Origin of the sequence: Acetobacter aceti NBRC 14818 (assembly GCF_000193495.2) — a bacterium.
GTDB lineage: Bacteria > Pseudomonadota > Alphaproteobacteria > Acetobacterales > Acetobacteraceae > Acetobacter > Acetobacter aceti.
The window spans coordinates 2780405-2794059 of sequence record NZ_AP023410.1 but is presented as its reverse complement, the minus strand read 5'-3'; the positions used below and the strand labels follow the sequence as shown (position 1 = coordinate 2794059).

Below are 13655 nucleotides of genomic sequence, written 5' to 3'. Positions count from 1 at the left end.
GAGGCAGGAGCAGAACACTTCACAAGAAGGTAAACTCTTTATCTGGCCTCAGGCCCCCTGACGACAGGTTCCTGAGGCGGAACATTAACGCGACAGGCGTCCAACGACAAATCCAGCGACAAAAGAGATCGCAATAGAGAGGAAAGGCTTTGCGCTGACGCTGGTTGCAACGCTTGCCTTCTGGTGTTCCGCGATCTCACGCGCATTGGAAACCGCCGCGTTGGCGGCGTCGGAAAGCGGCGGAACAACGTGGGCGCTCAGAAAGTGCTCCAGCTGATTCTTCAGCGCTTCCAGCTCATCACGGGCCGAGGTTGAAGCATCGTCTACTGCTGCCTGTGCCTGTTTCTTGATCTTTTCTGCAGACATGTTCATTTGCTCCTGCTCGCCAACCAGACGGTCAGCCCTGTTCCCGGCGTTCCGGGCTCAACAACCATCTTAACTCTCTGGTCAGGTTGTGGTTCCCTACCGGCATGACATCACGCACGCGTTCAGCCACACTGAGTGTGGACACTATCAGCCTTGTTTCAGGCCGCCCTGCCTTTTCCTTTACGCTGCATGCAGGAGAATGTCTGGCGCTCCTGATGCTGAATGATTCGGGACAGATTCTTGGGACGCTGTCCGACATCCTGACCGGACACCGGACCACCGGAAACGGTCGTCTCACCCTGCTGGGACAGGATATCTCGCGCCGCCCGGTCGGTCAGCGTGGCCTGGCTGCCGTCGGAGCGCGCGACCCGCTGTTTGAGCATCTGTCCGTCCGGAAGAATCTCGCTTTCCCCCTCCGCACACGGAAGCTGCCGCAGGATCAGGCAGCGCACAAAATTGCCCAGCTTCTCGCTCTTCTCGGACTGGAACAGCAGGCCGATGCGCTTCCATCAACTCTCACAGCGTCTGAGCGTCTGCGAGCGCAACTCGCGCGAGCGCTGGCCACCGATCCGGTCGTCATTATTCTGGAGGATATTTTCGCTGGACTGGACAGTGAGACGCGCACGGACATCCACCAGCGCCTGATCCGACTGCAAAGAGCACGTGAAACCAGCTTTCTGCTGCTGACCCGAGACCGTAGCGACGCCCTGACCGCCGCCAGTTGCGTTGGCGTCATTGCAGATGGCGCGCTTTTGCAGATCGGCTCGACCACAGAACTGATGGAGCGTCCCGTTTCAGCACGGATCGCCGCCGCCATGACGGACGCCAACATTCTCACCGGCCTGGCCATCACGGTCGAGGACGACATCGTGCAGACCCGTCTCGCCTGTGGCGCCACGATGGAAGCATTCGCCGAAGGGGACGTGGAGGAAGACGATCTTGTGGAACTGTGCATCCGCCCCGGCAAAATTGCGCTGATGTTTCCACGTGGCCCCATCAATACGGATGGGGCAGAAGGCAGTCTGCCTGCGACCCTGAGTGACATGCGCAATCTGGGTGACGTGCTTGTGCTTCGTGTGCGACTCGCAGACAGCACGGAGATGGTCGTGCATCGACCGGCAGGCTCACTGCCCCCCGGCGTGGCCGTCGGACAGACAGTTCTGCTGGCCTGGGGCCCCTCGGCAGCGATGGTCTTCCCGTCACAGGACAAAGAAGGCTAGTCTGCGGACAGTCTAGGCAACCCAAGGGCGTATCTTGTTTTCTTCTTCACCGAGCAAGGGTGAGTCGTTCCGGCTCCATAAAATGCCTGGCCGCCTTCTGGCCGGACTGACGGCTGCCCTGCTCTCCACCGCCTGCCCTGTTCAGAAATCGGATGCCGCACAGGTCCGACACAGTGGTGCGGGGCCGCTTGTGGTTGCTACGCAGGCCGGATCGCTGAACAGCACGCTGAACGACGTCGTCTGGAAGCCCTTTTCCCAACTGACCCATCAGAAAGTCAGAACAACACGCTGGTCCGATCTGACGGATGCAAACTACAGCCTGCTCCGTTCAGGCAAACAGAACTGGTCTCTGGTGCTCATAGAAGATGATGACGCCGAGACAGGATGCACTGAAGGTTTGTTTCTGCCGTTTCCGGCGACGGCTTCCGAAAGCAGCAATGCCGATCCGGCCCGCTGTGGCGTGCCTGCGCTTTCGCTGGACTATGCCCTCTCCTGGGACAGTTCACGCTTTGGAAACACGCCGACCTGGAGAGATTTCTGGGATGTCGCCCGGCATCCGGGTAAACGTGGTCTCCGCGCCGATCCTCGCATCACTCTGGAGATTGCCCTTCTGGCTGACGGCGTTCCTCCGGACGCCATCTATAATGTGTTGGGCTCTCCCACCGGTCTCGACCGCGCCTTCAGACGGCTGGCCCAGCTCCGGCCTTACATCGTCTGGTGGACGTCTCCAGCCGAAGCCATGCACATCCTGACCAAGGGTGCTGCACTGATGAGCGTCACGCCGACCAGTGAGATCGCCGCCGCCAACGCTGGTCTCCCAACGCCGCGTTTCAGGAACCTCTGGTTTCCCCTTCTGCGTGTCAATTATGACTGGGTCATTCCCGCCAACGGCACCCGGGATCTGACATCGGCACTGGCGCTGGCGACGTGGGCAGCGGCGTCCCAACAACAAAGCGCTCTGAATGCACAGTTGATCACGCCCGCGCCGGAATGGGCGCAGCCACGTGTCGGGGTGTTACCGCCCGCTTTTCCTCTGAATGTTGATTTCTGGCGCAGGAATCTGCCAGCAATCAAAACCCGCTTTGACCAATGGCTCAGTCAGCACTGAGATAATGACGCGATGATTCCTCTTCCCGATTTCCCTCCCGGCGTTATCGCGACACACGCGATCATCGCTTTTGCTTCCGCAGTGCTGATGTCGGCCCTGTGTCTGGCGACATCCCGCGCCCGGATCTGGTACTTTCTGACAATCGCCTTCTGGATCCCGGATATCGTCGTTGCCTTCCTGCTTCCGTCTCTGGTTCTGTCGTCAGAATTCTTCCCGCGTGAGCCCATTCCCACCCTCATTTCCGTGATTCAGGGGTTTCTCATCAGCCCGTCCCTGACGCTTCCACTGATGGGCGTTCTGGTCAATGCACAACCGAACGCCACACGGACCGCACGCGCTCTTGGCGCAAGCTGGTCCGACCGGGTCTCGTTGCTGTGGCTGCCGCTTCTGCGTCGTCGGATGATTCTGGGAAGCGTCGCCACGGCGCTGCTGGCGATCATCATGACGTTCGCCCTGCTCTGGCGTCCGCTGGCCGGGCCCTGAGAGACGGCATTCCGCACCTTCCCCCAACGGCGCGTTGCGGGTATCTTTCGTCATGACCATCGACTCCCCTTTCTGGGAAACCAAATCCCTCGAGCAGATGACCACCGAGGAGTGGGAATCCCTCTGCGACGGCTGCGGACGCTGCTGCCTGCATAAGCTGCGTGATGAAGATGACGGCAGCCTCCATTATACGAACGTCGCCTGCCGCCTGCTCGACACCCACACATGCCGCTGCACCGACTATGCCGGTCGTCACCGCAAGGTGCAGGACTGCATCACCCTGACGGCTCCCATGCTGGAAACCATCGACTGGCTTCCACCAACCTGCGCCTATAAGCGGCTGTCGGACGGTCTGCCCCTTCCCGAATGGCACCCGCTGATTACCGGCAATCCGGATAGTGTCCGCGAGGCAGGTGTGTCTGCCGGGGATCGCTGTGTCAGTGAACGCAAGGCCGGCAATCTCGAGGACTATGTCGTCGCATGGCCAGCACTTGACCCAACGGATGAGCCTGCCGAATGAAACCTCGGGTCCCCCGACCCACTTCTCCCGAGGATGCTCTTCCGGATAGCATCCTCCTTCCCGCAGGCCCTTTTCCGATTACCTGGCGTCGTTCGAAGCGCGCACGTCGTCTGTCTCTGCGCCTGTCCCGCGCCGGTGATAGTGTCGTCGTGACGCTGCCACCGCGTGTCTCTCCACAGACAGGTCTCTCGCTTCTCAACGCACACCGCGACTGGATCGTCCGGCAATTGCAGCGGCAACCGGCGGCGATCAGCTTTGCAGCGGGGAGCATCATTCCCATCAATGGTGTTGCCCACACCATCCATCACACCCCGGAAGGTCGTGGTGGGGCATGGATCGATACGGATCATAAGCTGCACGTCAGTGGGGATGCCGCCTTTCTTGGACGCAGGGTGCGTGATTTCCTTTTGACTCTGGCGCAAAAACGATTGGGCCAACGGTTACAGGAACTCGCCGGACGAAGCGGTTTTGCGCCGAAGACATTCGCCCTGCGTGACGCGACCTCTCGCTGGGGCAGTTGCAGCACGGCGGGACGGATCATGCTGAACTGGCGTCTCATCATGGCGCCGCATTTTGTGCAGGATTACGTCATTCTGCATGAGCTCGCGCATATGAAGCATCACAACCACAGCGCCGCCTTCTGGACGCTGGTCGACCAGATGTGCCCGACCCGCAATGAAGCCGAACTCTGGCTCAAAAACCATGGGCTCTCCCTGATGCGGGCGGGCTGACGAGACCTTACAAAAGGCTCTTACCGATCACTTTGTGACATGCTAGAAACCCGCCACCAACGCGAACTTGGCGGAATGGTAGACGCACGAGACTTAAAATCTCGAGTCCGTAAGGGCGTGCGGGTTCGAGTCCCGCAGTTCGCACCACAGATACCTGAAATAGCACGATTTTTCGACTGAATGAGGGGCGAAGGTTGTCTTTGCTCCATCGTTCTTCCCCACTGAGGGAAGATTTTATGCTCCTAGTTAGAGGCTCCCCTTTACCTCATTCCCAATTTGGACACTTCCAAGCAAGGTGTCAGGGAAGCAGCACTGGGACTGGCTTTTTCGTTGCTCAAGATTCGTATCGGCTTGTTCACTGAAATCACCTTCCATTCCTTACGCATACCGTTTCCAACCAACTTCGAAACACGAATGCCAATACCCGGAAAGTATGGATTGAAAATGACTATGGTGACGGATCAATATCTATCGCTTTTTTTGGCGGCGAAATTCCCGATGAACAAAGAAAAGCTGCACGGGCAATGCGTACGTCTGTAGAGCGACAAATTGGCAGCTATCAATCATTAAGAGATAAATTAGCTGCTCGCGCTACTAATCCTGAAATAGAATATGATTTAAAGACAAATAAAAGACTTAAGCACTTAGGCTCAAGACAATTAGAATTACAGTGGGTAGCGGGAGATGCCACTGTCGCAGAAGCATCGTTTTTTAAAATCAATACCCAAGGAACTCCTTTGGATAAAACTGAAGAAGCTCTTCTGCGCAATAGAAAACGTGCACCAGCGATTGCAGCACGTTCAATTGTACGTGCTGCCACAGGCCACAAGTACTGGTCAAAATTTGACGAAATAAAAAGAAAGAAAATCGAAGAGCTTGCCTATGATGCAAATCTATTGTTATTTCAACCTGAAATAACTACACCCATAAAAACACTACAGCTTCCACTAGGAGGATCTGCATCCACCTTGGATGCACTATCTCTTCTCATGAAGCTTTTATCAATTACAAGCGGTTCCATTAAAACCAGGAGACCGAAACTAGAAAGCTTTGACAATGATATCGATGGAAGTTTAACCATCGAGGTTCTCACGAATGCTTTACATACTCTTAATCGCATTTCTGGAAATCAAAGTTGTAGCTTAGGTCTACATCCGGCTGTTTACTTTTACTCAGACAGAGGAAAATATCTCCCGGATCTATTTCTTGGCATAGTATATCTAATAAAAGGAAAATTACTAAATAATGATAGTAATTTTTTCAGAAAATTCACAGAAAATCGTTCGATAATTGAAGATTTCTTAATAAAAAATAAAGCTATAATCACGCAAATGCTCCAACAAATACGCAGCCAATACCGCATAGAGAGGGTAAGTGATATTTTTGATTACTTGGTTTCACATGCAACAGAAGAGTTAAGTGTTGAAGGCCTTGCTTCCGCTGCCCAACTAAAAGGAAGCATTGTTAACCTGAGAGAGAAAGTTGATAGTAGAATCTTCTCAGACACGAGCAAATCAGCAATAATGATGCGGCAGGCTATTCAAACTGCTATGATCTGCCCAATTTGTAAGGGCCGACTTGAACCTTTATTATCAGTCTCATATGACCACGTTACCCGAAAACAAGACGGAGGAATTGGAGACGAAGATAACGGGCAACTTTGCCATCCCTACTGCAATACTGGAATAAAAAATTGAATTTATTACTTGTACATTAAATATCGTAACAAGATCATTGTTATGAAGAAGATTTTATTTATACTTAAGTCCTAGAGGCTTGCTCGGTTGACAAATCCGCAATCACCATACGAAAGACGATTTTGTTAGAAATTGTCTTTCTATTTTAATCAATTATCTATCTGAATGCGACTGAAGTGAACGAATTCTAAACCCACAGTTAGCACTACTCATAACACATTGCTTCTATAATTACAGATCACCTTAGAAGACTTTCTTTGTAAGTATAGAATTTTTTCATTGCTTATCTTACCTTTCCGATTTCATCTTTTCAGACGAATTACTCATTCATCTTCGCGATATTGCGGGTAAGTAAAAAACATAACGTTCTCTCAAAAATCCAAAACCGGATATGTCTAACCCCGTTCCTTTCTTCTGATCTTTGCGATATCGCTCTTCAATGAAACGATACCGTAACAAGAACGGAAACCATGCCGGGATGGATCGCTCTCGCAGCACTGCTCACGCTGCTCTGTACGGCATTTCTGCTGATATGCGTCTTTGCGGCAGGGCAACCCGGCACGGCAGGCCTATGGGATGTTGCGATGATCGGCGGTTATTCTGCCCTGTTCGCGCTTTTCCAGATGTTTTTTCTGACGGGTCGACCACTTGACCGGCCTTTGTATGAAGGAAGGTTCTTCCTCCGGCTGCATGAATATACGGCTTATCTGATCCTTTTGCTGGTCATAGCTCATGTAATCGGAGGTCTCTGGGCGGAGCCTCTGCTCTGGCACGATATTTGGCCGCCCGTCTTGCCCGTCATGCAAACGGGTGTGTTCGCCAGCCTACTGCTTGTCATTCTTGCTGTTGTGTCGCAGCCTCGCTGGAAGCTGGCTGTTTTCCGTAATGCTCGCATATTCCGTTACTGCCATTACGGTCTGGCGGCAGCCCTGCTGTGTGTGACCGGACTACACGCATGGCAGGCAGATTTTCGGATGGCTGCGCCTGCTCTGACATTCAGTCTGGTCGGCATAAGTATTCTGGCGCTCGCTGTGCCGTTGCTGGTGCGAGCCTTGCCGGTTCAGGCTCGTCGGGGAGAGAAACGTCTGAGAAATACGGCGGTGCTGGCCTTACCAGTAGTTGTCACTCTCGGATGTATCGGGCTGCTTGTCCCGGTATTGTGTGCCGTGTGGCTCGACAGATAATGCGACGAAATGGGCGACTGAGCATTGCGGCGTTTTGTGTCGCAGCAGAGATTGTCGGTGGTGGCATCTGGTGGAGTGTCAGTGGAGCACCGCACACAGCACAGTCGCTCCCCCTGATGCCGCTGACCTTTACGCATCAGGACCACGGCGCATTCAACTGCGTGGTTTGTCACCATAATTATACTGAGCCAAAGCTGGCGTCATGGCCGTTTCAGCATTGCATCGAATGCCACAAGAAGACGCCGGAACTGGCACTGATCATTGAGCGACAGTTTCATCAGCAATGTGAAGGTTGTCATCTGAAGCTAAAGCGGGAAAAGCGAGCTTCAGGACCGGTTCGAGCGTGTCATGTGTGTCATGCTGAAGAGCGGCCTCCGCGCTTCTGAAATCGGCACGGCGGTTTATGGGGGCTCTGAAACAGACTAGAGGGATATACCCCAACAAATAAACGCTGACCGGTTTGTAAATCACCGGCCAGCGCCATGGCTTTTCAGGCCCGAACAGCCGCAGCCAGTTCCCGCAACTGAGTTAGCACGGATGGCAGTGTGGACGGCGTCGCCTGCTCGCTCGGATCAAGTGTTTTCGCAAGCGTAGCCAGGAGAGCCGAGGCCACCACGGCACCGTCAGCAATGCGCGAGGCAGATGCAGCCTGCTCCGGCGTGCGGATACCGAAGCCGATGGCAATCGGCAGATTGGTCGCAGCACGGATACGAGGCAGCGCCGCCCGCAGATCTTCGTCGCTGGCCGAGCGCGTGCCAGTAATGCCGGTGATGCTCACGTAATAGACGAAACCCGAAGCATGGTTCAGCACCAGCTTGAGGCGGTTATCGTCCGTCGTGGGTGCAATCAGGCGGATGATGTCCAGCCCCGCAGCCTTGGCCGGTCCCTGCATCGGTCCGGCTTCTTCCGGCGGCATATCCACGATGATGAGACCATCCACGCCAGCGGCGGATGCATCCACGCAGAACCGATCAATGCCGTAAGCCTCGATCGGGTTCAGGTAGCCCATCAGGATGATCGGCGTGTCGTTGTCCTGCTCGCGGAAGGACTTCACCATCTCGAACAGGCGCGGCAGCGTAGCGCCAGCCTTCAGACCGCGACGGGCGGCAAGCTGGATGACCGGGCCGTCGGCGGAAGGATCGGAGAACGGCATACCGATCTCGATCAGGTCCGCGCCCGCTTCCGGCATCGCTTTCAGCAGGTCGAGCGAGGTCTGGAAGTCCGGGTCGCAGGCTTCGAGGTAAGGGATGAGCGCGCCGCGCCCTTCCTGTTTCAGTGCCGCAAAACGGCGGGCAATGCGGCTCACAGTTTCACTCCCAGATGTTCGGCAACGGTGAAGATGTCCTTGTCTCCACGGCCCGAGATGTTGATGACGAGCAGGGTTTCCGGGCTCAGCGTCGGCGCGATTTTCACCGCGTAAGCAATGGCGTGGGCGGATTCCAGCGCGGGGATGATGCCCTCGGTGCGGGTGCAGGTCTGGAACGCTTCCAGCGCCTCGTTATCGGTAATGCCGACATATTCGGCACGACCGATTTCATGCAGCCATGAATGTTCCGGGCCGACGCCGGGATAGTCCAGCCCGGCACTGATCGAATGCGCCTCGGTGATCTGTCCGTTCTCGTCCTGCAACAGATAGGTGCGGTTGCCATGCAGCACCCCGCGTGAGCCGCGTTCGATGGACGCGGCAGTCTTGCCGCTGTCCAGACCGTGACCGGCAGCTTCCACACCGATCAGTTTGACGGAAGGATCATCAAGGAACGGATGGAAGATGCCCATTGCGTTCGAGCCACCACCGATGGCCGCAACGATCACGTCTGGCAGGCGACCCTCAGCCTCCTGCATCTGCACTTTCACTTCATCACCGATCACGCTCTGGAAGTCACGGACCATGGCGGGATAAGGGTGCGGACCGGCGACCGTGCCGACAAGGAAATAGGTGTCGCTGATGTTGGCGACCCAGTCACGCATCGCCTCATTCATGGCGTCCTTCAGCGTACCCGCGCCCGCCGTGACCGGCACGACTTCCGCGCCGAGCAGTTTCATGCGGAACACGTTGGGCATCTGCCGTTCTACATCGGTCGCACCCATGTAGATGACGCACTTCATGCCGAACAGCGCGCAGACCGTCGCCGTGGCGACGCCGTGCTGACCCGCGCCGGTCTCGGCGACGATACGCGTGCGGCCCATGCGGCGGGCGAGCAGGATCTGCCCCATCACGTTGTTGAGCTTGTGGGAGCCGGTGTGGTTCAGCTCCTCGCGCTTCATGTAGATCTTCGCGCCACCGAGTTCTTCCGTCAGACGCTTTGCGAACCACAGCGGAGAAGGACGACCAACATAGTCCTTGAGATAGAACGCCAGCTCCTTGTGGAAGGCCGGATCGGCCTTGGCCTGCTTGTAGGCTTCGTCCAGCTCAAGGAGCAGGGGCATCAGCGTTTCCGCGACAAAACGCCCGCCCAGCCCGTCGCCGAAATGGCCGGAGGCGCTGGGGCCGTTTCGCAGGCTGTTTGCTCGTACGCCGTCTGTCATGACTGTTGGTGTCTCCGCTGCCCGGTTTCTACGGTATGTGGCTCCGCTTTCGTGCGGAAAGATCAGGTCTGGCGGTATAACAAGGCCCGGGATGGGCGTCCATGCGGAGCCGCCCGATGGTTCCGGCCTCGGTTGTTCCAATGAGGTGGCGGCTGTAACCTTCCGCTCTGGTGTCATCACGACCGGGATCAGCTGAGTTTATGTCGCAACTATCAGACAGGAAATTTTCTTTCGCCCTGCGTCGCTCGGGCGGTCGACCGGTGGTGGATGCGCGCACCGTAAAATGGAGCTGGTATGCGGCGGGTCTGACCGCCTCGCTCCAGGCATTGTTCATCGTGCGGGCGCTCCTGCGTCCTCACCGTCAGCCTGCCTCCCGTGTGGCCTGGGTCGCCATCATCGGCGCTCTGCCGATCGGCGGCATACTGGCCTATCTTTTCCTTGGTGAAACCAAGCTGACACCCCAGCGCGTGCTGCGTATCCGTGACGCAATGAAACGCCTGCCCGTGCCGGGAAAGACAGCCGAAGCCCTGATCGATGCTGAAAAGGAATTCGGTCTTCCGCCGCGTCTTGCTCCACTGTTCAAGGTGGGACAGTCGATCAGCGGCTACCCTCCGATGGGCGGCAATACGGCGCGTCTGATGAAGGATTCCAATACCGCGATCGACGCCATGGTCGCCGATATCGATGCCGCCAAAGAGCATGTGCATGTGTGCTTCTATATCTGGCTGGCGGACGGCAACGGCATGAAGGTGGCCGATGCTGTAATGCGGGCGGCCAGACGTGGCGTGGTCTGTCGCGTGATGGCGGATGACCTCGGCTCGCGGCGGCTGATTCATAGCGGTCACTGGGCGGACATGGAGCAGGCTGGTGTCTTCCTTGTGCGGGCCCTGCCACTGGGAAGCGTGCTGCTGCGTCCCTTCCGGGGACGGTTCGACATGCGCAACCATCGTAAAATTGTAGTGATTGACAATCGCGTGACCTATTGCGGCAGCCAGAACTGCGCCGACCCGGAATTCCGGGTGAAGGCACGGTTTGCGCCTTGGGTGGATCTGCTGGCGCGCTTTGAAGGTCCGGTGGTGTTGCAGAACCAGCATTTGTTCGCCACGGACTGGATGGCCCACACCAATGAGGATCTGACCCCGCTTCTGGCTTCTGCCAAAGTGCAGGAAGGCGACGGGTTCGTGGCGCAGGTCATCGGCACAAGTGCCGCCGTGCGGTATGCGGCGATGCCGGAAACCTTCGTGTCGATCATGAACTCGGCTGCTGAGGAACTGACGGTCACAACGCCTTATTACGTGCCGGACGAGCCGATTCAGGCGGCTCTCTGCGCGGCGGCGCGACGCGGTGTGAAGACCACCCTTACCATGCCGAAAAAGAACGATTCATGGATCGTCGCCGGGGCGAGCCGCAGCTACTACCGCGATCTTCTGGAGGCGGGTGTGAAGATCTATGAATACCCGCATGGCCTGCTGCACACCAAGGCGATGACTGTGGACGGACGCATGACGCTCATTGGCTCGGCCAATCTGGACCGCCGCAGCTTTGATCTGAATTTCGAAAACAACATCCAGCTTGTCGATGATGCCTTCACGCAGGCGGTTCGCGAGCGCCAGCAGACCTATATCGACGCCTCGAACGAGGTGTCACTTGAAGAAGTAGTGAACTGGCCCAAGACGCGCGTACTGTGGAACAACACGCTGGCGATGATCGGCCCCATTCTTTGATGGACGCAAGTTAAGAAAAGCAACTCTTGAAAAACTGGCATTGCGGGCCAATATTTCAGGGAGAGCTGTGGCTGCAAGAGTCACGGTCATGAATTTTCAGGAGTGCTGCTGTTATGAGCGCAACCGATGTCCTGCGGAAACTCGCACCCGAAGACCTTGAAGAGATTGTGAAGGGTCTCGACAAGTCTCTGCACAAGCACAAGGACGAACTGCACAAGCAGATTTCAGAACATCTCGCCGATATCAAAAGTGAGACAAAACTGCACGAGAAGACCATCCCGACGGGCTGCAAGGTCTTCGGTTTTCTGATTCTCGTGGCGGCCTCTGCGATCAGCTATGTGCTGGGTCGCAAGGCGGCTGAATGATCCGGAAGGCATTATCATGAGTACGCTTGTTGTTGTTGGTTTCGACAGTCTGGATGGAGCGCAGAATGCGCTGACAGAATGTCGTGAACTTGAAAAAGAATATCTTCTGGATCTTGAAGACGCGGTTGTCGTGCGGCGCACGGCGGATGGCAAGACGCATCTGGACCAGAGCTACAATCTCGAAAAGATTGGCGCTTCCTGGGGCTTTCTGTCGGGCGGTTTCTGGGGAGCGCTTGTCGGTCTCCTGTTCCTGAACCCGCTGGCCGGTCTTCTCGTCGGGAGTATTGCCGGTGCGGGTATCGGTGCGCTGGACGGCAAGAACAGCGACTTTGGAATCAATGACGATTTCATGAAAAACCTCGGCGCCACCCTGACACCGGGCACGTCAGCCCTGTTCATCCTGATCCGCAAGGCTGAGCCGGAAAAGGTGATTGCGCATCTTTCAGAACTGAAAGGCCATGCCAAGATCATCCAGACGTCCCTGTCTCCGGAAGTCGAAGGCAAGCTGCGTCAGGCACTCGGACAGACTGCCTCCGCCTGAGTTTTGCGGTGCTGTCCGTGACTGGACAGCCCAGCGCAAGTCAGGTCACAATAAAAGGCCCTGCCACACTGTGTGCGGGGCTTTTTATTATCCGGAGTGATCCATGCGCCTGCTGATTGCATTCTTTCTACCCTGGCTGACATTTTTCACGATTGGGCGTCCGATCTCCGGTCTGCTGTGTCTGTTTTTACAGATCACCGTGCTTGGCTGGATCCCTGCCGCGATATGGGCGGTCTATGCCCTGAGCCAGTACAGCACGGATCAGAAACTGAAACGGGCAGGTCTGAGCTAAGCGGCATTATGCATCTTTCGGTATAAGTGATGTATAATAGACGGATGATTACTACGTAGAAACAGTCTTCGTCTGATATCAGTGACAAAAATGACCCCTGACTCGTTCATCTCCTCTTCTACTGAAGAGGAAACGGGACAGTCCGAGCATAGTCTTCGTATGTGATCTATTGCGGCATTGGGTAATGGATCAGAAAACGCCCTACGCGCTCTCAATTAAGCGTCCCTGAGACGTTTCAGATGCATCGCCAGCATCCAGCCGCCTCCTTATTGGTAGAACCCGGAAAATCTGGCCAACAACGCCTGTTCAGTGCCGAAAAATCGCGACAATCTGCGCCGTGATTTCCTTTCGGCTGAGCCTGCCTTCCCGATACCAGCTTTCCGCCGTGTTCAGGATCTTGAGCAGGAGAATACGGTAGACGCTGCGATCAATCTCGTCCGGCAGCGGCAGATCATCAACAATGCGCCGAAAGATCATTTCATAATCATCGCGTTTACGCACAAGCGCCTCACGCACGTCATCCGGCACGGCATGCAGATTGTTCATGATCGGAAGCGTTACGTGGTCGGGACTCAGCTGCAGATCCAGCATCTCACCACAGGCTGCTTCCAGCCGTTTCCACGGATCGGAAAACGGCTCCATGGCCTTCAGGACACGGTGGGCAGCCGCATCAATCGCCTTGTCGTGGATTTCAACGAACAGGGCTTCCTTGGAGGTGATGTGGTAATAGAGAGAACCCGGCAGCATGCCGACACGATCCGCAATGTCGCGAATGGAGGTCCCCCGGTAGCCGCGCTCGGCAAAAAGCTGCGCCGCCACCTCGAGAATCTCGCCACGCCGGTCCGGCGACTGGACTTCGGGCTTCCTGTTCACTGTATTCAATCCGTTTTCCGCCACA

General features: G+C 56.1%; 16 protein-coding genes and 1 tRNA gene. 13 read left to right on the top strand and 4 right to left on the bottom strand.

What is annotated here, in order from left to right; genetic code table 11:
* Window positions 1–84 precede the first annotated feature (84 nt).
* Window positions 85–366 carry a hypothetical protein gene (locus EMQ_RS12825; protein ID WP_018307892.1) on the bottom strand — a complete coding sequence of 94 codons (282 nt, stop codon included), beginning with the start codon at window positions 364–366 and terminating at the stop codon, window positions 85–87.
* 104 nt (window positions 367–470) lie between these two features.
* Here EMQ_RS12825 and EMQ_RS12820 point away from each other — a divergent pair, with 104 nt between their 5' ends.
* From EMQ_RS12820 to EMQ_RS17400, 9 genes are all read left to right on the top strand, one after another.
* On the top strand, window positions 471–1586 hold the full coding sequence (locus EMQ_RS12820) for an ABC transporter ATP-binding protein (protein ID WP_010668539.1): 1116 nt from the start codon (window positions 471–473) through the stop codon (window positions 1584–1586).
* A gap of 82 nt (window positions 1587–1668) precedes the next feature.
* Complete coding sequence (locus EMQ_RS12815; protein ID WP_010668538.1) at window positions 1669–2694, top strand: extracellular solute-binding protein; 1026 nt, start codon at window positions 1669–1671, stop codon at window positions 2692–2694.
* Between the two features lie 12 nt (window positions 2695–2706).
* Window positions 2707–3177, top strand: a complete 471-nt coding sequence (locus tag EMQ_RS12810) for a hypothetical protein (RefSeq protein WP_010668537.1) — start codon at window positions 2707–2709, stop codon at window positions 3175–3177.
* A 52-nt stretch (window positions 3178–3229) separates the two neighbouring features.
* Window positions 3230–3697 carry a YcgN family cysteine cluster protein gene (locus tag EMQ_RS12805; protein WP_010668536.1) on the top strand — a complete coding sequence of 156 codons (468 nt, stop codon included), beginning with the start codon at window positions 3230–3232 and terminating at the stop codon, window positions 3695–3697.
* Window positions 3694–4428, top strand: coding sequence for a M48 family metallopeptidase (locus EMQ_RS12800; RefSeq protein ID WP_010668535.1), 735 nt, complete (start codon window positions 3694–3696; stop codon window positions 4426–4428). The genes EMQ_RS12805 and EMQ_RS12800 overlap by 4 nt, the downstream gene beginning before the upstream one ends.
* Before the next feature lie 61 nt (window positions 4429–4489).
* Window positions 4490–4575: transfer RNA gene (locus tag EMQ_RS12795), tRNA-Leu, on the top strand.
* Window positions 4576–4952: 377 nt separating this feature from the next.
* Window positions 4953–6125, top strand: a complete 1173-nt coding sequence (locus EMQ_RS12790) for an HNH endonuclease signature motif containing protein (RefSeq protein WP_018307893.1) — start codon at window positions 4953–4955, stop codon at window positions 6123–6125.
* 470 nt (window positions 6126–6595) lie between these two features.
* On the top strand, window positions 6596–7309 hold the full coding sequence (locus EMQ_RS12785; RefSeq protein ID WP_010669040.1) for a ferric reductase-like transmembrane domain-containing protein: 714 nt from the start codon (window positions 6596–6598) through the stop codon (window positions 7307–7309).
* Complete coding sequence (locus EMQ_RS17400; RefSeq protein WP_081471043.1) at window positions 7258–7695, top strand: cytochrome c3 family protein; 438 nt, start codon at window positions 7258–7260, stop codon at window positions 7693–7695. The genes EMQ_RS12785 and EMQ_RS17400 overlap by 52 nt, the downstream gene beginning before the upstream one ends.
* Before the next feature lie 104 nt (window positions 7696–7799).
* Here the strand turns inward: EMQ_RS17400 and trpA are convergent, their stop codons facing one another.
* Together trpA and trpB are read right to left on the bottom strand one after the other, a co-directional pair.
* The gene (gene trpA / locus EMQ_RS12775; RefSeq protein ID WP_010669038.1) at window positions 7800–8615 is read right to left on the bottom strand and encodes a tryptophan synthase subunit alpha; all 816 of its coding nucleotides are present in this window, start codon (window positions 8613–8615) and stop codon (window positions 7800–7802) included.
* Window positions 8612–9835 carry a tryptophan synthase subunit beta gene (trpB, locus tag EMQ_RS12770; protein WP_010669037.1) on the bottom strand — a complete coding sequence of 408 codons (1224 nt, stop codon included), beginning with the start codon at window positions 9833–9835 and terminating at the stop codon, window positions 8612–8614. The genes trpA and trpB overlap by 4 nt, the downstream gene beginning before the upstream one ends.
* 200 nt (window positions 9836–10035) lie before the next feature.
* Between trpB and cls the strand changes: the two genes are divergently transcribed.
* The 4 genes from cls (at window position 10036) to EMQ_RS12750 (ending at window position 12757) form a co-directional block, all read left to right on the top strand.
* Window positions 10036–11559 (top strand): cardiolipin synthase, encoded by a 1524-nt coding sequence (gene cls / locus EMQ_RS12765; RefSeq protein WP_018307895.1) that lies wholly within the window; start codon window positions 10036–10038, stop codon window positions 11557–11559.
* 113 nt (window positions 11560–11672) lie between these two features.
* Complete coding sequence (locus tag EMQ_RS12760; RefSeq protein WP_010669257.1) at window positions 11673–11924, top strand: hypothetical protein; 252 nt, start codon at window positions 11673–11675, stop codon at window positions 11922–11924.
* Between the two features lie 16 nt (window positions 11925–11940).
* Window positions 11941–12465, top strand: a complete 525-nt coding sequence (locus tag EMQ_RS12755; protein WP_018307896.1) for a DUF1269 domain-containing protein — start codon at window positions 11941–11943, stop codon at window positions 12463–12465.
* Window positions 12466–12568: 103 nt separating this feature from the next.
* On the top strand, window positions 12569–12757 hold the full coding sequence (locus EMQ_RS12750; RefSeq protein ID WP_010666122.1) for a YqaE/Pmp3 family membrane protein: 189 nt from the start codon (window positions 12569–12571) through the stop codon (window positions 12755–12757).
* A 306-nt stretch (window positions 12758–13063) separates the two neighbouring features.
* Here the strand turns inward: EMQ_RS12750 and EMQ_RS12745 are convergent, their stop codons facing one another.
* A complete protein-coding gene (locus tag EMQ_RS12745) occupies window positions 13064–13630 on the bottom strand; it encodes a TetR/AcrR family transcriptional regulator (RefSeq protein WP_010666121.1) in 567 nt (188 codons plus the stop codon).
* Window positions 13631–13655 lie beyond the last annotated feature (25 nt).

Bases quoted from the DNA above. Each gene is read 5' to 3' on its own strand.
- EMQ_RS12825 (WP_018307892.1), bottom strand. From the start codon at position 366: ATGTCTGCAGAAAAGATCAAGAAACAGGCACAGGCAGCAGTAGACGAT.
- EMQ_RS12820 (WP_010668539.1), top strand. From the start codon at position 471: ATGACATCACGCACGCGTTCAGCCACACTGAGTGTGGACACTATCAGC.
- EMQ_RS12815 (WP_010668538.1), top strand. From the start codon at position 1,669: ATGCCTGGCCGCCTTCTGGCCGGACTGACGGCTGCCCTGCTCTCCACC.
- EMQ_RS12810 (WP_010668537.1), top strand. From the start codon at position 2,707: ATGATTCCTCTTCCCGATTTCCCTCCCGGCGTTATCGCGACACACGCG.
- EMQ_RS12805 (WP_010668536.1), top strand. From the start codon at position 3,230: ATGACCATCGACTCCCCTTTCTGGGAAACCAAATCCCTCGAGCAGATG.
- EMQ_RS12800 (WP_010668535.1), top strand. From the start codon at position 3,694: ATGAAACCTCGGGTCCCCCGACCCACTTCTCCCGAGGATGCTCTTCCG.
- EMQ_RS12790 (WP_018307893.1), top strand. From the start codon at position 4,953: ATGCGTACGTCTGTAGAGCGACAAATTGGCAGCTATCAATCATTAAGA.
- EMQ_RS12785 (WP_010669040.1), top strand. From the start codon at position 6,596: ATGCCGGGATGGATCGCTCTCGCAGCACTGCTCACGCTGCTCTGTACG.
- EMQ_RS17400 (WP_081471043.1), top strand. From the start codon at position 7,258: ATGTATCGGGCTGCTTGTCCCGGTATTGTGTGCCGTGTGGCTCGACAG.
- trpB (WP_010669037.1), bottom strand. From the start codon at position 9,835: ATGACAGACGGCGTACGAGCAAACAGCCTGCGAAACGGCCCCAGCGCC.
- cls (WP_018307895.1), top strand. From the start codon at position 10,036: ATGTCGCAACTATCAGACAGGAAATTTTCTTTCGCCCTGCGTCGCTCG.
- EMQ_RS12760 (WP_010669257.1), top strand. From the start codon at position 11,673: ATGAGCGCAACCGATGTCCTGCGGAAACTCGCACCCGAAGACCTTGAA.
- EMQ_RS12755 (WP_018307896.1), top strand. From the start codon at position 11,941: ATGAGTACGCTTGTTGTTGTTGGTTTCGACAGTCTGGATGGAGCGCAG.
- EMQ_RS12750 (WP_010666122.1), top strand. From the start codon at position 12,569: ATGCGCCTGCTGATTGCATTCTTTCTACCCTGGCTGACATTTTTCACG.